A 23,212-nucleotide genomic window follows, 5' to 3' on the forward strand; every position below is an offset into this window, starting at 1 on the left:
CCTCCCCCCCCCACCCCCCCCCCCCCCCCCCCCCCCCCCCCCCCCCCCCCCCCCCCCGGGGCACCCCGGATTGCACGACGATGCATAGCCGTGCATAATCATTCGCATGTCCAAGGTGCTCACTTCCCTGCCCGTCGGCGAGCGTGTCGGTATCGCCTTCTCCGGTGGCCTCGACACTTCCGTAGCGGTCGCGTGGATGCGCGACAAAGGCGCGGTCCCCTGCACCTACACCGCCGACATCGGCCAGTACGACGAACCCGACATCGAGTCGGTGCCCGGCCGGGCCGGGCAGTACGGCGCCGAGATCGCCCGGCTGGTCGACTGCAAGGAAGCCCTCGTCGAAGAAGGGCTCGCGGCGCTGACCTGCGGGGCGTTCCACATCCGCACCGGCGGCCGCAGCTACTTCAACACCACCCCGCTCGGCCGCGCGGTCACCGGCACGCTGCTGGTGCGCGCCATGCTCGAGGACGACGTCCAGATCTGGGGCGACGGCTCCACCTACAAGGGCAACGACATCGAGCGGTTCTACCGCTACGGCCTGCTGGCCAACCCCTCCCTGCGCGTCTACAAGCCGTGGCTCGACGCCGACTTCGTCACCGAGCTCGGCGGGCGCAAGGAGATGTCGGAGTGGCTGCTGGCCCACGACCTGCCCTACCGCGACAGCACCGAGAAGGCGTACTCGACCGACGCCAACATCTGGGGCGCGACGCACGAGGCGAAGTCGCTGGAGCACCTCGACACCGGCATCGAGATCGTCAAGCCGATCATGGGCGTGGCGTTCTGGGACCCCGAGGTCGAGATCGCCGCCGAGGACGTGACCGTCGGCTTCGAGCAGGGCCGGCCGGTGACGATCAACGGCAAGGAGTTCTCCTCCGCCGTCGACCTGGTGCTGGAGGCCAACGCCATCGGCGGCCGGCACGGCCTGGGCATGTCCGACCAGATCGAGAACCGGATCATCGAGGCGAAGAGCCGCGGCATCTACGAGGCGCCGGGCATGGCGCTGCTGCACGCCGCCTACGAGCGGCTCGTCAACGCCATCCACAACGAGGACACCCTCGCCAGCTACCACAACCACGGGCGCCAGCTGGGCCGGCTGATGTACGAAGGCCGCTGGCTGGACCCGCAGGCGATGATGCTGCGCGAGTCGCTGCAGCGCTGGGTCGGCACCGCGGTCACCGGCGAGGTCACGCTGCGGCTGCGCCGCGGCGAGGACTACTCCATCCTGGACACGACCGGCCCGGCCTTCAGCTACCACCCGGACAAGCTGTCGATGGAGCGCACCGAAGACTCGGCGTTCGGCCCGGTGGACCGGATCGGCCAGCTGACCATGCGCAACCTCGACATCGCCGACTCGCGGGCGAAGCTCGAGCAGTACGCAAGCATCGGCATGGTCGGCGGCAACTCGCACCCGAAGCTGATCGGCGCCGCGCAGGCCGCGTCGACCGGCCTGATCGGCGCGATGCCCGAGGGCGGCGCCCAGGTGATCGCCTCGCGCGGCAAGGCCGACGACGCCGAGCTGCTCGACAGCGCCGCGATGGAGTTCGGCACCGACTGACCCCCGCGTAGCCCGAAGGCCACCACGTTCTCGCGTGGTGGCCTTCGGTGTTTTCAGGGGACGAGCACAACCTTGCCGGTGACCGTGCCGGACTCGGCCAGCGTCAACGCCTTCGCGGCCTCGGTCAGCGGGATCCGCGCGGCCACCTGAGCCTTGAGCTGGCCCTTCGCCGCCAGGGCGAAGACGGCCGTCAGGTCCTCGGTGAGGCGCGCGCGGAACCGGGTGAGGTTCCGCTTGCCGCCCCAGACGTTGTAGAAGTGCGTGCGGCGCCGGTTCGGCAGCGCCTGCCACCACAGCAGCCGGGCGAAGAGCTTGAGCACCGGGAGCCGCGGGTTGCCGCCGGTGTCCTTCGTGGACGCGCTGCCGTAGGCGACCAGGGTGCCGCCGGGGGCGAGCAGCCGGAACGAGTCGACGATGCCGGGGCCGCCGACGTGGTCGAAGACGGCGTCGACTCCGCGGGGCGCCAGCTCGCGCACCCGCGCCGGGACGTCACCGCGGTAGTCGACGGCGGTGGCGCCGAGCGCGGTCACGACGTCGAGGTTGCGCGCCGACGCGGTGCCGATCACCTTGATGCCGGCCGCCTGGGCGAGCTGGACGAGCGTGGTGCCGACGCCGCCGCTCGCGCCGTGGACCAGGATCGTGCCGCCGGTCCCGACCTTCGCGATCCGGTGCAGCATCTGCCAGGCCGTGATGCCGTTGACGACGAACGTCTCCGCTTCGGCGGCGTCCAGGCCGTCGGGCACGGGGACCAGGTCGGCCGCGGGGACGACGAGGTGGCTGCTCCAGCCGCCGATCTTGGTCATCGCCGCGACGCGGCGCCCGACCAGCGCGCGGTCCTCGGCTTCGAGCACCGTGCCGACGACGTCGTAGCCGGGCACGAACGGGAACGGCGGCTGGTCGTAGTACTTCCCGCGGCGCATCTGCTGCTCGGCGAACGAGATCCCGCTCGCCTCGACGCGGACGAGCGCTTCGCCGGCGCCCGGGGCGGGCAGCTCGCGACGTTCGACGCGCAGGCCGTCCGGCTCGACGAGGCCGGGGAGGACGATTTCGGTGGTGGTGGTCATGGTGCTTTCCTTCCGATGTGTGAGTGACTGGTCAATCACTCGATGGGCGTGAAAAAGGGGGAACGGGGCTGGGTGGTTCAGTTCTTGCCGGGGTGGCGGATGCCGGCGGACAGGATCGCGGCCCAGTCGCCGGTGTGGTCGTCGAGGTCGAGGGTGGCGATGAGGTGGCAGAGCTGGCCGTAGGCGATGAAACGCTGGACCTGCTCGCCGGCGGCGCCGGAGCGGTCGCGGGCGAGTTCGGTGACCTTCGCGAGGCCACGCCGCAGGGCTTCGGCGATCTCGGGTGTGTCGGCCGCCGACTGGGCGTGCACCTGCAGCATGAGCAGGCTCCGGTCGGCGATCAGCTCGGCGTAGGCGCCGCCCATCTCGTAGAGGATCTTTTCGGGGTCGGTGCTGTCGGCGCGGGCGGCCCCGTTCGACAGCGCGTGCGCGACGAGCTCGTAACACCGGTCGAGCGCGGCGACGAAGAGGGAAACCTTGCCGGGGAACAACTTGAAGACGTAGGCGGGGGAGATCTCGGCCTTGGTGGCCACGGCGCTGATCGGCGTGCTGTGGTACCCGGCCCGGGCGAACTCGGTGATGGCCGCGTCGACCACGGCGTCCCGCCGGGCGTCGGAGGTGGAGAGGGTGGCACCGCGCTTCGTCATGTGAGTGACTGTACACTCACTCTTCTCGGCGAAGCAAGCCCCCGGGTCCCGGGGGCTGCTCGCGGAAGGCTCAGACGCCCGCGGTCTGGGAGATCCAGTCGCGGTACTTCGTGATGTTGATGTAGGCGGTGTAGGACTGGCGGTCGCTGGTCGAGGCGACGCCGACCTGCTTGCCGTTCGCGTACATCGGGCCGCCGGAGTCGCCGCCCGCGGTGATGCCGTCGCCGCGGTTCGCGCACACCGAAACGCCGGCCGCGCCGTCCGGGCAGTCGATCGAGGTGACGCTGACCTTGGCGACCTTCAGCAGCTGCGACTGGCACTCGATCTCCGGCTTGTCGGTGCAGGTCGCACCCCAGCCGTAGACCTCGGCCTGGTCGCCCACCTTGACGTCGCCCTCGCTGCCCAGCGGCGCGTACTCGGTCTGCACCTGCTGGTCGATCTGCACCAGCGCGATGTCGGAGTCCGGCGCCTCGTGCACCGAGGTCGCGTTGACCGTGGTGCCCTTGGTCTGGTCGAGGTCGCCGACGTGGAAGCTGATCGGCTGGCCGTCGGCGCCCTGCGTGCAGTGGCGCGCGGTGAGGATCCAGTCCGGGGCGATGATCGTCGCCGAGCAGATCTCCTGGCCGCCGGCGAACATCCGGGCCGCGGAGTGGAGCGAGTCGGCGTTGCCGCCGTCGATGATGGCCGGCTCGGCCGCCAGGGACGGCGCCGCGGCCGCCAGAGCCGAGAGAAGCACACCGGAGACGACTACGCCGGTTCGCGCGATACGCACTTTACGATCAACCTCCAGCCGCGGACCGGGGTCTCGCGGTGACGAGTGGTCAAGGACACGCTTACCGTCACCGTTGTGAGTGAATCCCGGAACCCGACGATGGTCGGTTGATCGAAAACACGACTTTCGTCGTGGGCTGTCCGGCGCAACCGGGAAACGGCTTCCCCTCGCGCCGCGTCGCAGTGCCGATACTGTCCGCGTGCAGGATTCACCCGCCTGGGGGCGGGCTCCGGAACGGGGGGCTCGATGGGGTCTGACGTGCGCTTTCACCTGCTCGGGCCGCTGCGGGTGACGGTCGGGGACCGGCCGCTGCCGCTCGGCGGGACGAAGCAGCGGGCGCTGCTGGCCCACCTGCTGCTCAACGCGAACCGGACGGTGACCCCCGGGCAGCTCGTCGACGTCGTCTGGCCGCGCGAGCCCCCGACGTCGGCCACCGCCAACCTGCAGACCTACGTCTGGCGGCTGCGCCGGCTGCTGCCGGAAACCGCGCTGCGGACCCACGGCCCGGGGTACTCGCTGGCCGTCGAGCCCGGCGCCGTCGACGCGCACCGGTTCACCCGGCTCGTCGCGGACGCCGCGCGGGCGGCCAAGGACGGCTCGCCCGAGACGGCGCTGACCCTGCTGGCCGAGGCGGAGGCGCTGTGGCGCGGCGACCCGCTGGAGGACCTGCCCACCGCGCCCGCCTGGGACGCCGAGCTCGGCCGGCTCGTCGAGAACCGGCTGGCCGCGGTCGAGGAACGGCTTTCGCTGCAGGTGCGTCTCGGCCGGCACGACGCGGCGATCGCCGAGCTCACCGTGCTGCTCGCCGAACACCCTTACCGCGAACGGCTGTGGCAGCAGTACCTGCTCGCGCTCACCGGCGCCGGACGCCGCGCCGAGGCGCTGCGGGCGTTCACGACGGCGCGGGAGCGGCTGGTCACCGAGCTCGGGGTCGAGCCGGGGCCGGAGCTGCGGGCCCTGCAGGCCGCGATCCTCACCGGCGACCCGCTGCCCGGGCCGGTCCCGGCCGCCGTCGCGGCGCCACTGCGGCAGCTGCCGGCCGACCTGTCCGACTTCACCGGCCGCGAGGACCACGTCCGGGAGCTGGAGGCCGCGCTCGGCGCGGGACCGGCGCCGGTCGTGCTGACCGGCGCGCCGGGAACCGGCAAGACGGCGCTCGCGATGCACGTCGCCCACCGCGTCGCCGGCCGGTTCCCCGACGGCCAGCTCTACGTCGACCTCGCGGGCACCGGCGCACCGCGTGACCCGGCCGAAGTGCTCGCCGACTTCCTGCATGCCTTGGGCGTCACCGGAAACACCGTGCCGGCCGGGCTCGGCGGGCGGGCCGCGCTGTTCCGCTCCCGCCTCGCCGGCCGCCGGGTGCTGCTGGTGCTCGACGACACCGCGACCGCCGCGCAGGTCCGCCCGCTGCTGCCCGCCGACGCCGGGTGCGCGGTGCTGGTGACGACCCGCGGGCGGCTGCCGGAGCTGGCCGGCGCGAAGCACGTCGAGCTGCCGGTGTTCGGCGAAGCGGAGGCCGAGCGGCTGCTGGCCGGGGTCGCGGGCGCCGACCGCGTGGTCGGCGAACCGGCCGAAGCCGCCGCCATCGTGCGCTGCTGCGGCTACCTGCCGCTGGCCATCCGCATCGCCGGCGCGCGGCTGGCCGGGCGGCAGGCGTGGAGCCTGCGCACCCTGCACGACCGGCTGGCCGACGAGTCGAGCCGGCTGAGCGAGCTGCGTGTCGGCGACCTCGGTGTCCGGCCGAGCTTCGAGCTGAGCCTGCGCCAGCTGCCGGCGGCCGCGCGGACCGCGTTCTGCCGCTCGGCGGTGCTGGGCGCGCAGGACTTCCCGAGCTGGGTCTTCGACGCGCTGCTCGGGCACGGCGGCGCCCACGAGGTGCTCGACGTGCTCGTCGACGCCAACCTGGTTTCCCTGGCGGGCCGCGACTCCGCCGGGCACCCGCGGTACCGGCTGCACGACCTCCTGCGCTGCTACGCGGCGGAGCTCCTGGCCGAAGAGCCGGCTTCGACGCGGCGGGAGACCTTGGTGCGGGTGCTGTCGGTGCTGCTGGCGCTGACCAAAGCCGCGGCGGCGGGGCTGCCGCCCGCGTTCGGCGCGATGACCGGGCCGCCGCTGGGCGCGGAGCTCCCGACGACGCTTGTCCGGCTGGTGGCCGACCCGCTCGGCTGGTTCACCGCCGAACGCAAGCTGCTGGCCGGCGCGGTCCAGCTCGCCGCCGACGCGGGCCTGGACGAGCTCGCCTGGCAGCTGACCGCGGCCGCCGTCCCGTTCTACGACCTGCGCGGCGCCTACGACGACTGGCGCCGCAGCCACCTGGCCGCGCTCGCCGCCGTGGAAGCCGCGGGCAACCGGGCCGGCGCGGCGGTGCTGTGCCGCGGGCTCGGGCAGGTCCGGCTCTACCACGACGAATACGCCGCGGCCGCCGACGACATGGACCGCTCGGCGCGGCTGTTCGCCGAGCTCGGTGACGTCCGCGGCGAGGCGCTGGCGGTGGCCGGGCTCGGCACCGTGTATCGCGTCCGGGACCGGCCGCGGGACGCGCTCGGCTGCTACCGCCGGGCCCTCGACGGGCTGGAACGGGCCGGCGACCGCAGCGGCGTCGCCCAGATGCGCAACTCGATCGGCTCGACGCACGTGCTGCTCGGCGAGTTCGCCGAGGCCCGGACGTGGTTGCAGCGGGCCAGGGACCTCGCGCGGGAGAGCGAAGACCCGCACCGTGAGGCGAAGGTGCTCACCGAACTCGGGACGCTGCACCGGGATTCGGGCCGGCTGCCGGAGTCGCTGACCTGCCTGCGGCTCGCGCTGAGCATCCTGGAGGAGCTCGACGACGAACGGTGCAGCGCGTACGCGTTGCTCGGCATCGGCCAGACGCTGCTGGCCGCGGGGGAGCCGATCCAGGCCCGCGGGGTCTGCGACCGCGCGCTGCGCGTGTTCCGGGAAACCGGGAACCGGCAAGGCGAAACGACCGGGCTGGCGTTGCTGGAGCAGGCCCGGCGATGGCGGCGCCCGTCGTCCGTGCGGGCGTGACGCGGGGAGGGGCCGCCCCGCGTCACGCCGGCCCGGCGATCAGTTGCTGTTGCCCGGCTTCCAGCCCAGGTAGCTGCCGAAGTAGCTCTGCTTCGCGTGGCCGATCGCGCCGTTGACGCTCGTCGCCCAGACCCCGCCGCTGCCGTCGGCGATGCCGACGTGGCCGTAGGCGGAGATGTCCCAGAACACGAAGGCGCCGCGCGGCGGGGTGCCGGTGGTGTGGCGGGCGCCGTCGGAGGAGCGCCAGTGCTCGATCGCGCTCGCGTGGTGCGTCGTGCGGTTCCACGACAGGCGTGCGGCCTTCTCGCAGTAACCCTGGTAGGCGGTGCTGCCCTGGCGGCTGGAGTACCAGGAGATCGCCTGGGCGGCGGTCCGCGCGGCGGCCAGCGCGGCCGGCGAGTCGGTGATCACCGCGCCCGGGTCGGCGATGTCGGCGGCGGTGACCTCGGCGTAGACGTCGGTGGGCGCGGGGGCGGCCGTGGCGGCGGTCGCGCCGCCGACGAGCAGGGCGGCCGAGAGCGCCACCGCCGGGTAGATGCTGCGCATGGGTTTGTCTCCCTCAGTGGACAAGTGCTTGCCGGGGAGGACCCTGGCCGCGGCCCCTACACCGCCACTACACCCGCGCTCTCGTGGTGCTGACGCGCGTGAGTGCGCGTGCGTCGAAAATTGTCATATCCGAACGGGCGCGTCACAAAAAACAAAACCCGTCCCCTCGAACCGCGTGACAAATTCCGGGACCGCCGGAAAGCGCATTGGCCGGTTGGGAAGTTTCCACCTAGGATCCGAAATGCCGTTCAACGACGAAAGGACGTGACATGACGGAAACCCTCATGCGGAAAACGAGCCGCCGTTTCCTCGGAATCGGTCTGGCCGCGCTGCTGGCGGGCGCGGTGGCCGTCGTTTCCGCGGGACCGGCCGCCGCGGCCGAGAAAACGCTCACCTACCGAGGGGGCTTCCCGCTGATCGGCGACCAGCAGGTGTCCGTGGTCGTCAAGGCGGACATCCCCGCGACGGCCACCGCGGGCACGCCGGTTTCGGTGCCGTTCAGCCTCGACGTCGACGCCGGACAGGCGGCCGGGGACGGGCTCCGGCTCGTCGGCGCCACGAAACTGTCCGGCACGATCAAGTCCAAGGTGAACGTCGCGATCAGCGGCCAGACGGTCGCCATCCCGATCGAGCTGCCGATCCCGGAGACCCCGGTGCCGGCCGAAGGCACCCTGAAGTTCACCGCGCAGGGCCAGGTCGACTTCACCGTCCCGGCGGGCACCCCGGCCGGCGACGCGACGAGCAGCGTCGACCCCGCGGCGACCACGCACGTGGTGACCGACAGCAGCCTCGGTGAGTTCGACGTCGAGCTGGCGCTCGACCCGCCGGACCAGGACGCCACCCTGGGCACGACGACGGTCGGCTGACCCGGCCCGGCGGAATCCGTCCGGCGGGCCGGGGCCGCTGCCGGATTCCGGCACCCGGGAACTGCCGGGATCCGCCGGAAGTCGTTCCCTCCCAACGTGATCCTCCCTTAGTAGGTACCGGATCGACGGGCCGGGCGCGGAGTATTCCGTGCCACCACGTCGCATCGTCACCGGCTGGAGGACCACTTCGTGAAAACCACTTCAGGAGTCCTGCGTGGACTCGCGGCGGTCTCGGCCGCCGCGGCCGCCGTCGTCGCGCTGCAGGCGCCCGCCGCGGCGGCCGCAGCGCGGACCGATCTCGGCATCACCATGCAGGCGCAGCAGAAGGACCAATGGTGCTGGGACGCCAGCGGGAACACGATCGCCGGCTACTGGGGCCACTCCCTGACCCAGACCCGGTTCTGCCAGGTCGCCCACAACGAGTCGGGCAGTGACTGCGAGAACAACCAGGGATACCTCTCCGACCAGCAGCGGGTGTTCCGCTGGCTCGGGTTTTCCAATGTCGGGTCGTACAACTCGAACGGGCAAGTGCTTTCCTTCGCCACCATCAAGAGCCAGATCGACGCCGGGCAGCCGATCGGCACGCGCATCGGCTGGCGTTCCGGCGGCGGGCACATGCACGTGCTCTACGGCTACGACAATTCCGGCGGCGCGACCCGCGTCGAATACGGCGACCCGTGGCCGAACAACAGCCGGTACAACTCGATGAACTACGACACCTACCGCTCGAACAACCAGTTCCAGTGGACCCACACGCTGTACGGGATCGAGGGATGAGCATGCTGAAGAAGATGCTGGGCGCGGCCGTGCTGGCCGGCGCCGCGATGCTCACCACGACCGGCGCCGCGAGCGCGGCCGGCGGCCCGGACGGCGTCCCGACCGCGGCCGACACCGCCGCGATCGGGCAGGTCACCGGCGGCTCCGCCACGCTCGCGCGGCTGGCGTCGACGAAGTTCCCCGGAGCGCACGCGGCCGCGGCGGCGACCGCCGAGCCCCGGACGCAGATCGCGGTCTACGAGCCGACGGCGGCGTTCGTCGCCGGCCGGTCGGACGTCCCGGCCGCGCTGGCCTACGTCGCGGTGCCGGCGCGGACCGGCGACGGCAGCACCGCCACCGTCTGGGCCGAGCGGCAGGGCGCGGCCTGGACGGTGGTGAACGTCGCGTCCGGCGACTACGAGCGCAAGTTCGCCGGGGCCGCGGCCGGCGGTTACCTCCTGCACGAGCCGCAGGTCAACGCCTGGTACGCGGTGCGCGGTGACGCCGTGACGGTGCTCGACGGCTCGGTCACCGGCCTCGCCGCGGGCACGAAGCTCACCCTCGCCGACTACCGCGCGGCGCTGCACCAGCGCTACGCCGACAAGCTGCCGGGCTCGGCCTACGACCGCGACGGCGCGGGCGGCGGGTACGGCGGCCGGGAGCGCGCCGTCCCGGCCGCGGACCCCGCGGAGACCCCGGTGCTGCCGTTCGTGCTCGGCGGTGCTCTCGTGCTGGTCGCGGGCGCGGTCGTGGTGCCGCGGCTGCGCCGGCGGTAAGACCGCGAAGGGGCTCACCGGCCCGTCCGGTGAGCCCCTTGGCAGAAGATCATGACCAGGTCACAATGCGCCATGCCCGTTTCCCCCGGTGCGCAGGTGGAACCGGCGCGCCCGGGCCTGAGCGCCTCGGACCTCGCGCTGGTGGAGGCGCTGCAGCGCGACCCGCGGGCGCCGTGGACGCGGATCGCCGCCGCGGTGGGCACCGACGCGACGACGGCGGCCCGCCGCTGGGACCGGCTGCAGGCGGCCGGGCTGGCCTGGCTGACCGCGTACTCCACCGCCCCGACGACCACGGTCGGCTACGTCGACCTGGCCTGCCGCCCGGACGTGCTGAGCGAGCTGACCCGCGAGCTGTGCGGCTGGCCGTCGGTGTTCAGCGTCGAGCGCACGACCAGCCGGTTCGCGCTGTTCCTCAGCGTGGCCGCGCGGGACCTCGACGCGCTGGACGCCCTGGTCACCAGCCGCATCGGCGCCTTGCACGGGGTGCGCGAGGTCCGCTTCGCCGTCGCCACCCGCGTCTACCGCGAAGGCAGCGGCTGGCTGGTGAACGCGCTGGCCCCGGAGCAGCGGGCGGTGCTGGACGAGACGGCGGTGCAGGCCCGGCTGGTCGTGCCGCAGCAGTGGAACGACCGGGACCTGCGGGCGCTCGTCGAGTCCCTCGGCGAGGACGGCCGGCGCAGCTACGCCGAGCTGGCCCGCGACTGCCGGATGAGCGAGTCGGCGGTGCGCCGCACGCTCGCGCGGATGCTGCGCAACCACGAGCTGGACTTCCGGTGCGACCTCGCGCACGTCCCGGCGGGCTGGCCGGTGATCGCGGGGTACCGCGTCGACGTCGCCCCCGGCGGGCTCGAGCGGGCCGGGACGGCGATCGCGCAGCTGCCCGAGACCCGCCTCTCGGCCGCGGTGGTGGGGGAGGGCAACCTCGTGGTGTCGGCCTGGCTGCGGGTGCCGGCCGACTGCACCGGCTACGAGGCGCGGCTGGCGGCCGCGGCGCCCGGCGCGCGCATCCTCGACCGGGCGATCACGCTGCGGATGCCGAAGCGGATGGGCCGGCTGCTCAGCCCGCACGGCCTCGGCGGCACCCACCAGGCGATCATCCCGGCCCGCTGAGCGGGGTAGGGTCGGGAGCGGGATCCGGCGCGGGGAAAGGACATTCGGTGGGCGAGTCGAACTGGGCCGGGAACCACACCTACGCCGCCGACGAGGTGCTCACCCCGCGCACGGTCGGCGAGGTCCAGGCCGCCGTCGCGGCCGCGAGCCGCGTCAAGGCGCTCGGCAGCCGGCACTGCTTCAACACCATCGCGGACGCGCCCGGCGGTGTGCTCCTCGACCTGCGGTCCCTCGCGATCCCGGTGGAGATCGGCGACGGCACCGTGACGGTCGGCGGCGCGGCGCGCTACGGCGACTTCGCGGCGCAGCTGCACGACGCCGGGTTCGCGCTCGCCAACCTCGCGTCGCTGCCGCACATCACGGTGGCCGGCAGCGTCGCCACCGGCACCCACGGCTCCGGACGGCGGCAGCCGGGTCTCGCCGCGGCCGTCTCGGCGGTCGAGCTGGTCACCGCCGACGGCGAGGTCCGGACGTTCACCCGCGCCGACGACGTGTTCCCCGGGGTGGTCGTCGGCCTCGGCGCGCTCGGCGTCGTCACGCGGCTGACCCTCGACACGGTGCCGGCCTTCGATGTCCGCCAGGACGTCTTCGACGGCCTGCCCTGGGACGCCGTGCGCGAGCACTTCGACAGCATCGAGGACGCCGGGTACAGCGTCAGCCTGTTCACGAACTGGGCGAACGACGTCGTCGACCAGGTCTGGGTCAAGAGCCGCGTGGACGCCTTCACCGAGCGGTCCGGGCTGTACGGCGCAATCCCGGCGGACGGGCCCCGCCACCCGGCGCACGCGGCCGGGATCCCGGCCGGCAACGGCACCCCGCAGCAGGGGGTGCCGGGCCCGTGGCACGAGCGGCTCCCGCACTTCGCGCTCGCGTTCACGCCGAGCGTCGGGGACGAGCTGCAGTCGGAGTACTTCGTGCCCTACGCGGACGCGCCGGCCGCGATCGAAGCGGTCCGCGGGCTCGGTGACCGGCTGGCGCCGCTGCTGCTGGTGTCGGAGATCCGCGCGATCGCGGGGGACGACCTGTGGCTGAGCCCGTGTCACGGCGGTGACCGGGTGGCCCTGCACTTCACGTGGCAGCCGCGCCAGGCCGAGGTCGAAGCGGTGCTGCCCGTCCTCGAAGAACGGCTCGCCCCGTTCGGCGCCCGCCCGCACTGGGGCAAGCTCTTCCACGGCGGCGAGGTCGCGGCGCGGTACCCGAAGCTGGCCGGCTTCCGGGCCCTGGCGGGGAAACTCGACCCCGCCGGCAAGTTCCGGAACCCGTTCCTGACGCGTCACGTCTTTTCGGAGTAACCATTCTTCGATGATTTCGAAGAATGAATTCGCACGTTGACACCATTGTCGCGGACCCCCTACCGTGGATCGCCGGGCTTGAGGTAAGCGCTTTCTCGATTCTCTTGGCGAGAGCGCCTCCGGCACCTTCCGATCGGACGGAGAGGTTCGATGCGTCGGACGAAGGGCAGCTTGCGCCGGATGGCCGCGGTGCTCCCGCTGCTGCTGACCGGGGTGGCCGCGTGCGGCCCGGGCCCCGGCGCGGGCGGCGACGTCACCCCCACGTTCGTCTGGTGGGGCAGTGAGGGACGGGCGAACCTGACGAAGCAGGCCGTCGAGCTGTTCCAGCAGAAGAACCCGAAGATCAAGGTGCAGACGTCGTTCTCGGCGTACGCGGCCTACTGGGAGAAGCTGGCGACGCAGACGGCGGGCGGCAAACCACCGGACGTCCTCACGATCGACACGCGCTACCTGGCCGAATACGGCGGACGGAACGTCCTGGCCGACCTGAACTCCGGTGTGGGGAAGGCGATTTCGCTCGCCGACGTCAACCCCGAGCTGGCCGCCACCGGCGTCTACCAGGGCAAGCGGTACGCCGTGCCGTGGGCGCAGAACACCCCGGCGATGCTCTACGACCCCGCCGCGTTCACCGCGGCCGGCGCCGACCCGGCGAAGGGCCTGACCTGGGACCAGTACGCGGCCGTGACGCAGAAGATCGGCGCCACCGGAACCGCAAGCGGCACCACCGACTTCGGCATTCTGGACACGACCCTGGAGATCTGGCTGCGCCAGCAGGGCAAGCAGTTCTACACCCCGGAGGGCAAGCTCGGCTTCACCGCCGACGACCTGCGCCGCTACTGGGAGCTCGCGAACCGGTTCCGCGAGACGAAGGCCGCGTCCCCGGCCGACGTCACGGCGTCGTACAACACCTCACCCGAGCAGTCGCCGCTCGGCCGGAAGCTGACCAGCTCCGAGTTCGCCTACGACAACCTCCTGCCCGCGTACCGGAAAGCCAACGGGAAGCCGCTGAACGTGGCGCCGTACCCGACCGGCACGGCCGGGGACACCGGGCAGTACCGGCGGCCGTCGATGTTCCTCGCGGTCTCGGCGCGCAGCGCGCAGCAGGAGGCGGGGGCGAAGCTCGTCGACTTCCTGGTCAACGACCCCGAGGTGGGCAAGATCGTCGGCACCGACCGCGGGCTCGCACCCAACCTCAAGGTCCGCGCGCAGCTCGCGGGGTCCGCGACCGGCGACGACAAGACGCTCTACGACTACGAAGCCGCCCTCGAACCGCGGCTCGGGGCCGCGCCGCCGGTGCCGCCGAAGGGCGCGGGCGCGATCCAGAAGCTCCTGCAGCGCACCTACGAGGAGGTCGCCTTCGGGCGGATGAGCATCTCCGACGCCGTCGGCCGGTTCATGTCCGAAGCCGGGAAGGGGCTCCAGTAGCCGATGGCGACCGTGCGCACGCCGGACCCGCCGGTCGCCGCGCCCGTGGCGGCCGCGCGCGCCCGGCCGGCCGGGCGTCGCCGCAAGACCCAGGCCGAAGCCTTCGTGTTCCTCACGCCGTGGCTGCTCGGGGCGGTCGCGCTGACCGTCGGGCCGATGGTCGTCTCGCTGTACCTGTCCTTCACGGACTACGACCTGTTCACCTCGCCGAAGTGGGTCGGCTTCGGCAACTTCGCGCACATGGTCACCGACGACGACCGTTACCTGCAGTCGGTGAAGGTGACGCTGATCTACGTCCTGGTCTCGGTGCCGCTGAAGCTCACGGTGTCCCTGCTGGTGGCGATGCTGCTCAACACCCGCCGCGGCGGAAGCGGCTTCTACCGGGCCGCGTTCTACGCGCCGTCGCTGCTGGGCGCGAGCGTCGCGGCGGCGCTGGTGTGGCGGGCGCTGTTCATGGGCGGCGGCCCGGTGAACGAGGTCCTCGCCGCGATCGGGTGGCACACACCGAGCTGGGTCGACGACCCGCGGTTCAGCCTCGCCTCGATCGTGCTGCTCGGGGTCTGGCAGTTCGGCGCGCCGATGGTGATCTTCCTGGCCGGCCTCAAGCAGATCCCCGCGGAGCTGCACGAGGCGGCGGCGATCGACGGCGCCGGCGCGTTCCGCCGGTTCCGCCACATCACGCTGCCGATGCTGTCGCCGGTGATCTTCTTCAACCTCGTGATGGAAGCGATCCACGCGTTCCAGGCCTTCACCCCGGCGTTCGTCATCGGCGGCGGCCGGGGCGGACCGGCCGACGCGGACCTATTCTACACGCTCTACCTGTTCGAGGTCGGCTTCCAGGACTTCCGCATGGGGTACGCGTCGGCGATGGCGTGGGTGCTGCTGGCAGTGATCGCGATCGTGACGGCGATCGTCTTCCGCACCGCGAAGCTGTGGGTGTTCTACGACGATGCCGAGGAGCGCCGATGACCGTGCTCCCGCGTTCCGCGCGCTCGTTCGGCCGGCACGTGCTGTGCCTCGTGCTCGTCGCCGTGGTGCTGTACCCGCTGGTGTGGCTGGCGTTCGCGTCGGTCAAGCCGCCGGACGAGATCCTTTCACGGCTGGCGCTGCTGCCGACGCGGTTCGTCTTCGACGGCTACACGAAGGGCTGGGAAGGCGCGGCGGACGTCGGGTTCGGCCGCTTCTTCCTCAACTCGTTCCTCGTCGCCGGGCTGTCGGTGGTGGCCAACGTCGTGTCGTGCTCGCTGGCCGCGTTCGCCTTCGCCCGGTTGGACTTCCGGTTCCGCGGCGCGCTGTTCGCGTTCATGATCACGACGTTGATGCTGCCCTACCACGTGACGCTCATCCCGCAGTACGTGATCTTCCAGCAGGCCGGGCTGGTCAACACGTTCGTCCCGCTGATCCTGCCCAAGCTGCTGGCCACCGAGGCGTTCTTCGTGTTCCTCATCGTCCAGTTCATGCGCGGCATCCCGCGCGAGCTCGACGAGGCCGCGACCATCGACGGGTGCTCGGTCTACCGGACGTTCTGGCACGTCGTGCTGCCATTGTCCAAACCGGCGCTCGTCACGACGTCGATCTTCACGTTCATCTGGACGTGGAACGACTTCTTCACGCAGATGGTGTACCTGAACGACACCGAGAAGTTCACCGTGCCGCTCGGCCTGCGGCTGTTCGTCGACACGAGCAGCGAGTCGAACTTCGGCGCGATGTTCGCGATGTCGGCGCTCGCGCTGGTCCCGATCGTGCTGTTCTTCCTCGCCTTCCAGCGCCTGCTCGTCGAAGGCGTCAGCACCAGCGGCCTGAAGGGGTGAGGTGATGCGGACCCAGCGGCGATCGACCCAGTGGCGAACCGGGCTCGGGGACTTCTCCGACTGCCTGCTGACCGGGCTGCTCGTCGCGCTCGCGTCGGTGCCGGTGGTGACCGCGGCCCCGGCGTTCGCCGCGGGCTGCCGGGCCGTCGACCGGACGCGCCACGGCGTCGGCGGTCCCTTGTGGACGACGTTCTGGGCGGACTTCCGGCAGGCCGTGCGCGGTGGGGTGGCGTTCGGCCTGCTGGGCCTCTTCGTGGCGCTCCTGCTGGTGGTGGACCTCGAGGTGACCCGCGCGATGCCGGGCGCGGGCCTGCTGCGTCCCGCGGTCGCGCTGCTGGCCGCGGCGGCCTTGGTCGTCGCCGTGCGGACGTGCGAGGTCGTCGCGACCCGGGAGCAGTCGTGGCGCCGGGCCGTGGTGATGGCCGCGCGCGAGACGGTGGCCTCGCCCCGCAACGCGCTGCTGACGGCGACTGCGCTGGCCATGTCCGTCGTGCTGGTGTGGATGCTGCCGATCCTGGCGCTCGTGATGGCCGGGCCGCTCGCGCTGGCCGCGGTGGCGACCGGCGGCCGCCGGTGATCCCGCGGGTGGTCGTGTTCGGCACGGCCGGCTACGCGGCCACCCACCTGCGCCGTGCCCGCGCGCTGCACGACCGGAGCGAGGTGGTGCTCGCCGGCGCCTGCGACATCCGCGAGCCGCCGGACGACGTCCTCGCGCTGGTGCCGGTGGTCACTCGTGACCCGGCCGAGCTGCTGGCCCGGACCACCCCGGACATCGCGGTGGTCGCCACCCCGCCGCACACGCACCTGCCCCTGGCGCGGCTCGCGCTCGCCGCGGGCAGCCACGTGCTCCTGGAGAAGCCGCCGGTGCTCGACCTCGCGGCGTTCGACGAGCTGACGCAGTGGGCCCGCGGCCGGGCCTGCCAGGTCGGGTTCCAGAGTTTCGGCTCGCCCGCGGTCCCGGCGATCCGGGCCGCGCTGGCCCGCGGGGTGATCGGGACGGTCACCGGGATCGCCGCCGCGGGCGCGTGGATCCGGCGTGACCGCTACTTCGCGCGGGCCGCCTGGGCGGGCCGTCGCCGGCTCGACGGGCGAGCGGTCGTGGACGGCGCTCTGACCAACCCGTTCGCCCACGCCGTCGCGACCGCCTTGCTGCTCAACGGCACGGCCGAGGCGCGGCCCGAGCGCGTGACCGTCGAGCTGTACCGCGCCCGCGACATCGAGGCCGACGACACGGCGTGCGCCCGGCTGCGTTTCGCCGGCGCACCGGACGTCGTCGCGGCCGCGACGCTCGCCGCCGAAGCCGACCACGAGCCCTACGTGCTGATCCACGGCACCGAAGGCCGGATCCGGTGGCACTACAAGACCGGCCTCTTCCTCGTCGGTGGTGAGCCGGTGCCGGTCGGCCCGCCGCGGGACCTGCTGACGAACCTCGTCGAGCACCTCCGGGACGGCGTGCCGCTGCTCGCCCCGCTCGCCGCCACCCGCGCGTTCACCGCACTGGTCGAGGCGGTCCGCGACGCGCCCGAGCCGAGACGGCTGCCGCGGGCCCGCGCGGTCGGCGCCGGGCTCGAGCGCCGGTTCGTCGTGCCGGGTGTCGACCAGGCCGTCGACGCCGCGGCCGAGCGGCTCGCGCTCTTCTCCGAGCTCGCCCTGCCGTGGACCCTCGCCCGAGAGGAGCGGTGATGGTGGTGCGCCGCCACGCGATCGTCGGCCTGGGGTCGCGGGCCCAGCTGTTCGCCCGGGCGCTGGCCGGGTCGCCGCGGGCGGAGCTCGTGGCCTTCTGCGACCACAGCAAAACCCGGATGCGCGTCCACAACGACTGGCTCGGCGCCGCGGTGCCCGGCTATCCGCCGGCGGACTTCGTGGCCATGCTGGCGAAGGAACGGGTCGACGTCGTCATGGTGTGCACCCCGGACCACACCCACGCGGACTACGTCGTCGCCGCGCTGCGGGCCGGCTGTGACGTCGTCACCGAAAAGCCGATGACGACCGACGTCGACGGCGCGCGCCGCATCCTGGCCGCCCGGCGCGAGACCGGCCGCGCGGTGCGCGTCGCCTTCAACTACCGGTACAACCCGGTGCACCGCCGGGTCCGCGAGCTGCTCGCGACCGGCGCGATCGGGGAGATCGGCTCGGTCGAGTTCAGCTGGCTGCTCGACACCGCCCACGGCGCCGACTACTTCCGGCGCTGGCACCGGGAAAAGGACCGCTCCGGCGGGCTACTCGTGCACAAGTCCGGGCACCACTTCGACCTGGTCGACTGGTGGCTGGACAGCGAACCCGAGACCGTCTTCGCCCTCGGCGGCCTGTTCTTCTACGGCGACGGCAACAGCCGCCGCGCCGACGACCGGTTCGCGCTCGACCTCGAAGCCTCGCCCAGGCTGCGCGCGCTCTACCACGACGCGGCGCGGGAAGACGGTTACGTCCGGAACCAGGACGTGTTCGCGCCCGGCGTCAAGATCGAGGACGACGTGTCGGTCCTCGTCCGGCACCGCGGCGGGGTGGTCCTGAACTACCACCTGCACGCGTACTCGCCGCGGGAGGGCTACCGCGTCGCGTTCTCGGGCAGCGAGGGCCGGCTCGAGCTCGACGTCCGGGAAAACGAGTACACGAACGGCCCTTCCGAGCCGGGGTGGGCCCGGCTGACCCGGCAACGGCTTTGGGAACCGCCGGAGGTCGTCTGGGACGGGCCCCTCGGCGAAGGCCACGGCGGTGGCGACGAGCGGATGCTCGCCGAACTGCTCGGCGAGGCCGGGCCGGACCCGCTCGGCTGCGCGGCCGACCACGGCGCGGGCCTGCGGGCCCTGCTCACCGGGCTGGCCGCCAACCGGTCGCTGGAGACCGGCCGGGCCGTGGCCGTGGCCGGGCTGCTCGCCGAGATCGGCGAGCAGCCCTGAGCCCCGGTTCCCTTGCGGGCTAGGTGATCGGCACCGTCGCGGTGCAGGACGCCGCGCCGCTGTCGAACGTCATCGCAGCGGTGCCGCGCCCGGTGACCGGCAGCGCGAGCCCGGTCGGCAGGAACTGCACGCCCTGGCTGGCCGGGCCGGTCTGGGAGTAGACGGTGTGGGGGTTGGGGCCCTCGAAGTACGAGATCCGCAGTGTCTGGGTGCCCACGTCCCCGATGTAGGGCCCCGAAACGGTGTAGGTGTTCAGCGGGCGGTGGTACCCGCCGGACGTCTCGTACCGCAGGGTGAAGGTGCCGCTGAAGGCACCGGAACGGCAGACGCTCGTGACCTGCTTGCCGATGTCCGCCTGCGCCGGGGGCGCGAGCACAACGGCGGCCGCGAGCACGGCCGGGACGACGATCCTCATCGTTTTCACCCGGTACATCCTGCCGTGGATCGCCCCGGTCCCGCTCCGTTTTCGGCAAGCCCGCGCGGATTCAGGAGACCGTGCGGACCAGGAGCACCGGGCAGGCCGCGTGGTGCAGGAGCGCCTGGCCGGTGGACCCGAGCAGCAGGCCGGGGAACCCGCCGCGGCCGCGGTCGCCGAGCACGACGAGCTGGGCGTCGGCGCTGCGCTCGACCAGCTCCCGTCGCGGGTGCGCGGCCACCACGACCTGCTCGACGTCGACGCCGTCGGTGTCGTGCGCGAGAACCCGTTCGTCGAGGAGCCGGTGCCCGGCATCGGTGACGCAGCGCGGGTCCCGGTGGGAGGGCGGGGTGTCCGCCCACGCGTGCAGCACCACGAGGGGAGCGCGGCGGGCGCGGGCTTCGGCGAGCGCGGTCGTGAGGACGCGGGTGCCGCTTTCGCTGCCGTCGATGCCGGTGACGACCGGGCGGGCGGCCGCGGCGGGCTCGTCCCAGCTGTCCCCGCGGACGACCACGGTGTCGCAGCGCGCGTGCGTCCCGATAGCTCCGGCGACCGACCCGGCGAGCAGGCTGGTGAGCCGGCCGTGCCCGGTCGAGCCGACCACGAGCAGCGCGGCGCTGCGGGACGCTTCGATGAGCGCCTGGGCGGCGCGGTCGGGGTCGAGCCGGGTCCCGGCGCCGGCGAACCCTTGCGCGGCGGCCAGTTCCGCCGCGGTCCGCAGCGCCCGGCGGCCCCGCGCGCGCAGGGCGTCGACCATCTCTTCGGGCGGCGGCACGACCCCGCTCGCGACGAGCGCCGGGACGTCGAGGGCGTGCACGATCTCCAGCGGCGCGTCCCGCAGGCAGGCGGTCCGCGCGGCCCACCGCACGGCGTCGAGGGACTCGGCCGAGCCGTCCGCTCCGACGACGATCGGCGCCCCGGGCACGGCTGTCATGGTCGCCTCCTGACGCGGCTGTCGTCTTGACGACTGTAGGCCCGCGCCCGGGATCCGGCGGCGGTTCGGGTCAGCCCGCGCCGAGCGTCCGGCGCGCCGACCAGCCGAGCAGGGCCAGCTCCAGCACCGCGAACCCGGCCAGCACCACCGCGCCCGGCGCGACGAGCATCGCGAGGCCGATCAGCAGCACCGGGAGCACCAGCCCCGCGTAGGCCGCGAGGAACAGCGCGGCCAGGACCTCACCGCGGGTCAGGTCGTCGGCCAGCGCGGCCACCGTGCCGACCGACGCCCGGAAGCCCAGGCCGAACCCGGCGCCGGCGAGCACGCTCGCGCCGAAGAACAGCGGCAGCGCGGCCGTGAACGCCGAGCCCGCCAGCAGCACCAGGCCGACGCTCATCAGCACGTACCCGGCCCGCAGCTGCGGGCGGGTGCCGACCCGGGCCAGCACGACCTGGGCGAGCGCGGCGCTGCCGAGCATCGTGAACGGCGCGATCCCGGCGAGCAGGCGGGACGGCTGGTGCAGCTCGTGCGCCAGCAGCGCCGGGGCGAGCGCCATGACCAGGCCGCTGATCGCGAAGGCGGCGAACGCGCCGAGGGCGGCGCCGGTGAACTCCGGGCGCGCGGCCGGCGGCAGGGAAAGCCGCTGCGGCCGGTACGCCGGACGTTCCTCGCGGCGTTCGACGGTCTCCGGCACCAGGCTCACGGCGATCGCCTCCAGCAGCAGCACGACCAGGAACACGGCGAAGGGTGTGCTCAGCGGGTGGCCGGCGAACCGCGCGAACAGCCCGCCCACGAGCGGCCCGAGGGCGAGCCCGCCGGCGTTCACCACGGTCGCGACCAGGCCGGAGCGCCCGAGACCGGCGTCCGGGCGGGACACGGCGTGCAGCTCGGACAGGTGCGCGGTGGCCGTCGCCGTGATGACGCCGATGCCGGCGCCGCTGACCAGCCGCGCGACGATCAGGCCGGGCACCTCCGGCCAGAGCAGGAACAACGCCGCCGCGAACGCCTCGGCCAGCAGCCCGGCGAGCAGGACCCGGCGGCGGCCCAGCCAGTCGCTGAGGTGCCCGGCCAGGTAGAGGCTCAGCATCACCCCGACCGCGTAGGCGGCGAAGATCACGGTCACGAGGAACGCCGGGAAGCCGTCGCGCTGCTGGTAGAGCGCGTACAGCGGGGTCGGCACGGTGGAGAACGCGAGCGCCGTCGTGAACGCGACCGCGACCACGCGGAAGCCCAGGCCGTGGCTGAGACGCAGGCGGGCGGCCGGGGCGGTGAGGACGGACATCGGGACCTTCCGGGGTTCGGGGAGCTTCCGATCTCCACGATCACCCTCCCGACTCAGCAAGTCCAACGAAAAGTCCTGGCCTGAGTTATCGGTATGAGCGATAGATTGGCCGCATGGAGACGCGTCAGCTCGAGTACTTCGTCGCGGTGGCCGAAGAGCTCAGCTTCACCCGGGCCGCTCAGCGGCTGTTCGCGGTGCAGTCCACGGTGTCCGCGGCCGTCCGGGCGCTCGAGACCGAGCTAGGCACCCGGCTGTTCGACCGGTCGACCCGCCGGGTCGCGCTGTCGGCGGCCGGCGCGGCGTTCCTGCCCGAGGCGAAGGCCGCGATCGAAGCCCTCGAGCGGGCGCGCGCGACCGTCCAGGAGGCGTCGGAAGGGCTGCGCGGCAGCCTCCGGATCGGCACGCTGACCTCGATCGGCACGGTGGACCTGCCCGCGCTGCTCGGCGCGTTCCACCGGCGCTACCCGCTGGTGGACATCCACGTGACGGTGTCGATCACCGGCTCGACCGGGCTGGCCGACGAGGTCCGGCAGGGCCGGCTCGACGCCGCGCTGGTCGGCCTGCCCGAGGCCGACCTGCCCGGGCTGAGCGTGCTGCGGCTCGACACACGGCCGTTCGTGGGGCTGCTGCCGGCGTCGCACCGGCTGGCGGGTGAGCGCGCGCTGCGGCTCGCCGACGTCACCGGCGAGGCGTTCATCGACATGCCGCGGGGGTTCGGCAACCGCGTGGTCACGGACCGCGCCTTCGACGCCGAAGGCCTGACCCGGCGGGTCACCGTCGAGGTCGCCGACCTGCGCACGGTGCCGGGGTACGTCCGCGCCGGGCTGGGGATCGCCGTCATCCCGGACACGCCGATGCCGGCGGAGCCCGACGTCGTGGTGCTGCCGCTGGCGGGCGCGGGCCTGGACTGGCCGCTCAACCTGGTGACCGCCGCCGCGCAACCGCCGAGCCGCGCGCTGCGGACGCTGCTGGACCTCGTCGAGAGTATTTGAACACGTTCAACTCCTCCGGTACCGTGGGTTCGGGGCGGACCGGCGAGGGGGACTTCCATGAAGATCGTGATTCCGGGCGGCACCGGTCATCTCGGCCGGGTGCTGAGCCGCGTGCTGGCCGCGCGCGGGGACGACGTCGTCGTGCTCACCCGGCGGGAGGCCGCGCCGGAGCCGGGAGTGCGGCACGTCCGGTGGGACGGGCGCAGCGCCGGGCCGTGGACCGCCGAGGTCGACGGCTGCGACGTGGTGCTCAACCTGGCCGGCCGGTCGGTGAACTGCCGGTACACCCGGGCGAACCTGCGGGCCATGTGGAACTCGCGGATCGATTCCGCGCGGGTCGTCGGCGGCGCGATCGAACGTGCGGCGCGGCCGCCGCGGGTCTGGCTGCAGATGAGCACGGCGACGATCTACGCGCACCGCTTCGACGCCCCGAACGACGAAACCATCGGCGTCATCGGCGGCCAGGAGCCGGGTGTGCCGGGCTACTGGGCCTACAGCGTCGACATCGCCCGGGCGTGGGAGCGCGAGCAGCGGCTGGCGGCGACCCCGCACACCCGCAAGGTCGCGCTGCGGACGGCGATGGTGATGAGCCCGGAGCCCGGCGGCGCGTTCGAGATGCTGCTGCGGCTGGCCCGCCTGGGCCTCGGCGGCCCGGTCGCGGGCGGCGGCCAGTACCTGTCGTGGATCCACGAGGACGACCTGGTCCGGGCGGTCGACCTGCTCGTCGCGCGCGACGACCTGAGCGGGCCGGTCAATCTGGCGGCCCCGGAACCGTTGCCCTACAAGGACTTCCTGCGCGAGCTGCGAGCGGCGGCGGGTGTCCCGTTCGGACTGCCCGCGACGAGGTGGATGGCGACGCTCGGCGCGTTCGTGCTGCGCAGCGACACGGAGCTGCTGCTGAAGAGCCGGCGGGTGGTCCCGGGCCGGTTGCTGGAGGCGGGGTTCGAGTTCGAGTACCCGGACTGGGCCTCGGCGGCGGAGGATCTGGTGCGCCGGACACGGAGTCCATTGAGGACGGTCAGCTGAGGACGGTCGGAGCTCCGGT

22 protein-coding genes are annotated in these 23,212 nt (G+C 73.1%); 15 read left to right on the forward strand and 7 right to left on the reverse strand.

Annotation, left to right across the window (positions count from 1 at the left end):
- Positions 1 to 106 precede the first annotated feature (106 nt).
- Positions 107 to 1,555, forward strand: coding sequence for an argininosuccinate synthase (argG, locus tag ACZ63J_RS04540; RefSeq protein WP_465342188.1), 1,449 nt, complete (start codon positions 107 to 109; stop codon positions 1,553 to 1,555).
- A 53-nt stretch (positions 1,556 to 1,608) separates the two neighbouring features.
- On the opposite strand, the gene ACZ63J_RS04545 is transcribed toward argG, so the two are convergent.
- The 3 genes from ACZ63J_RS04545 to ACZ63J_RS04555 all read right to left on the reverse strand — a co-directional run bounded on the left by ACZ63J_RS04545 (position 1,609) and on the right by ACZ63J_RS04555 (position 4,038).
- Positions 1,609 to 2,619: a medium chain dehydrogenase/reductase family protein gene (locus ACZ63J_RS04545; protein ID WP_465399758.1), complete on the reverse strand. Its 1,011-nt coding sequence runs from the start codon at positions 2,617 to 2,619 to the stop codon at positions 1,609 to 1,611.
- A gap of 77 nt (positions 2,620 to 2,696) precedes the next feature.
- Entirely contained in the window at positions 2,697 to 3,266 is a 570-nt protein-coding gene (locus ACZ63J_RS04550; protein WP_465342186.1) for a TetR/AcrR family transcriptional regulator, read from the reverse strand.
- 70 nt (positions 3,267 to 3,336) lie between these two features.
- Complete coding sequence (locus tag ACZ63J_RS04555) at positions 3,337 to 4,038, reverse strand: S1 family peptidase (protein WP_465304307.1); 702 nt, start codon at positions 4,036 to 4,038, stop codon at positions 3,337 to 3,339.
- 246 nt (positions 4,039 to 4,284) lie between these two features.
- Here ACZ63J_RS04555 and ACZ63J_RS04560 point away from each other — a divergent pair, with 246 nt between their 5' ends.
- A complete protein-coding gene (locus tag ACZ63J_RS04560; RefSeq protein ID WP_465399757.1) occupies positions 4,285 to 7,065 on the forward strand; it encodes an AfsR/SARP family transcriptional regulator in 2,781 nt (926 codons plus the stop codon).
- A 39-nt stretch (positions 7,066 to 7,104) separates the two neighbouring features.
- Here the strand turns inward: ACZ63J_RS04560 and ACZ63J_RS04565 are convergent, their stop codons facing one another.
- Entirely contained in the window at positions 7,105 to 7,611 is a 507-nt protein-coding gene (locus ACZ63J_RS04565) for a hypothetical protein (protein WP_465399756.1), read from the reverse strand.
- A gap of 269 nt (positions 7,612 to 7,880) precedes the next feature.
- Between ACZ63J_RS04565 and ACZ63J_RS04570 the strand changes: the two genes are divergently transcribed.
- The 11 genes from ACZ63J_RS04570 (at position 7,881) to ACZ63J_RS04620 (ending at position 18,544) form a co-directional block, all read left to right on the forward strand.
- Complete coding sequence (locus ACZ63J_RS04570) at positions 7,881 to 8,477, forward strand: DUF6801 domain-containing protein (protein ID WP_465342183.1); 597 nt, start codon at positions 7,881 to 7,883, stop codon at positions 8,475 to 8,477.
- Positions 8,478 to 8,666: 189 nt separating this feature from the next.
- A complete protein-coding gene (locus ACZ63J_RS04575; protein ID WP_465439310.1) occupies positions 8,667 to 9,254 on the forward strand; it encodes a papain-like cysteine protease family protein in 588 nt (195 codons plus the stop codon).
- Entirely contained in the window at positions 9,251 to 10,009 is a 759-nt protein-coding gene (locus ACZ63J_RS04580; RefSeq protein ID WP_465342180.1) for a hypothetical protein, read from the forward strand. The genes ACZ63J_RS04575 and ACZ63J_RS04580 overlap by 4 nt, the downstream gene beginning before the upstream one ends.
- Before the next feature lie 72 nt (positions 10,010 to 10,081).
- Positions 10,082 to 11,119, forward strand: a complete 1,038-nt coding sequence (locus tag ACZ63J_RS04585; protein WP_465342178.1) for an Lrp/AsnC family transcriptional regulator — start codon at positions 10,082 to 10,084, stop codon at positions 11,117 to 11,119.
- A 47-nt stretch (positions 11,120 to 11,166) separates the two neighbouring features.
- Entirely contained in the window at positions 11,167 to 12,411 is a 1,245-nt protein-coding gene (locus ACZ63J_RS04590) for an FAD-binding protein (protein WP_465439312.1), read from the forward strand.
- A gap of 150 nt (positions 12,412 to 12,561) precedes the next feature.
- Positions 12,562 to 13,836 (forward strand): ABC transporter substrate-binding protein, encoded by a 1,275-nt coding sequence (locus ACZ63J_RS04595; protein ID WP_465399750.1) that lies wholly within the window; start codon positions 12,562 to 12,564, stop codon positions 13,834 to 13,836.
- Between the two features lie 3 nt (positions 13,837 to 13,839).
- Positions 13,840 to 14,805: a carbohydrate ABC transporter permease gene (locus ACZ63J_RS04600; protein ID WP_465399749.1), complete on the forward strand. Its 966-nt coding sequence runs from the start codon at positions 13,840 to 13,842 to the stop codon at positions 14,803 to 14,805.
- Positions 14,802 to 15,647 (forward strand): carbohydrate ABC transporter permease, encoded by an 846-nt coding sequence (locus tag ACZ63J_RS04605; protein WP_465399748.1) that lies wholly within the window; start codon positions 14,802 to 14,804, stop codon positions 15,645 to 15,647. Before ACZ63J_RS04600 ends, ACZ63J_RS04605 begins: the two co-directional genes overlap by 4 nt.
- Positions 15,648 to 15,651: 4 nt before the next feature.
- Complete coding sequence (locus ACZ63J_RS04610; RefSeq protein ID WP_465399747.1) at positions 15,652 to 16,224, forward strand: DUF624 domain-containing protein; 573 nt, start codon at positions 15,652 to 15,654, stop codon at positions 16,222 to 16,224.
- Positions 16,221 to 17,330, forward strand: coding sequence for a Gfo/Idh/MocA family protein (locus ACZ63J_RS04615; RefSeq protein ID WP_465399746.1), 1,110 nt, complete (start codon positions 16,221 to 16,223; stop codon positions 17,328 to 17,330). The genes ACZ63J_RS04610 and ACZ63J_RS04615 overlap by 4 nt, the downstream gene beginning before the upstream one ends.
- The gene (locus ACZ63J_RS04620; RefSeq protein WP_465399745.1) at positions 17,330 to 18,544 is read left to right on the forward strand and encodes a Gfo/Idh/MocA family protein; all 1,215 of its coding nucleotides are present in this window, start codon (positions 17,330 to 17,332) and stop codon (positions 18,542 to 18,544) included. The genes ACZ63J_RS04615 and ACZ63J_RS04620 overlap by 1 nt, the downstream gene beginning before the upstream one ends.
- 19 nt (positions 18,545 to 18,563) lie before the next feature.
- Here the strand turns inward: ACZ63J_RS04620 and ACZ63J_RS04625 are convergent, their stop codons facing one another.
- The 3 genes from ACZ63J_RS04625 to ACZ63J_RS04635 all read right to left on the reverse strand — a co-directional run bounded on the left by ACZ63J_RS04625 (position 18,564) and on the right by ACZ63J_RS04635 (position 21,175).
- Positions 18,564 to 18,959 (reverse strand): hypothetical protein, encoded by a 396-nt coding sequence (locus tag ACZ63J_RS04625; protein ID WP_465399744.1) that lies wholly within the window; start codon positions 18,957 to 18,959, stop codon positions 18,564 to 18,566.
- Positions 18,960 to 19,029: 70 nt separating this feature from the next.
- Positions 19,030 to 19,893, reverse strand: coding sequence for a universal stress protein (locus tag ACZ63J_RS04630; RefSeq protein ID WP_465399743.1), 864 nt, complete (start codon positions 19,891 to 19,893; stop codon positions 19,030 to 19,032).
- Positions 19,894 to 19,963: 70 nt separating this feature from the next.
- Complete coding sequence (locus ACZ63J_RS04635; protein WP_465399742.1) at positions 19,964 to 21,175, reverse strand: MFS transporter; 1,212 nt, start codon at positions 21,173 to 21,175, stop codon at positions 19,964 to 19,966.
- A 113-nt stretch (positions 21,176 to 21,288) separates the two neighbouring features.
- Here ACZ63J_RS04635 and ACZ63J_RS04640 point away from each other — a divergent pair, with 113 nt between their 5' ends.
- Together ACZ63J_RS04640 and ACZ63J_RS04645 are read left to right on the forward strand one after the other, a co-directional pair.
- Positions 21,289 to 22,167, forward strand: a complete 879-nt coding sequence (locus tag ACZ63J_RS04640) for a LysR family transcriptional regulator (RefSeq protein WP_465399741.1) — start codon at positions 21,289 to 21,291, stop codon at positions 22,165 to 22,167.
- 57 nt (positions 22,168 to 22,224) lie between these two features.
- Entirely contained in the window at positions 22,225 to 23,193 is a 969-nt protein-coding gene (locus tag ACZ63J_RS04645; RefSeq protein ID WP_465399740.1) for a TIGR01777 family oxidoreductase, read from the forward strand.
- Positions 23,194 to 23,212: the final 19 nt, after the last annotated feature.

This window comes from Amycolatopsis sp. NPDC104863, from assembly GCF_055582965.1.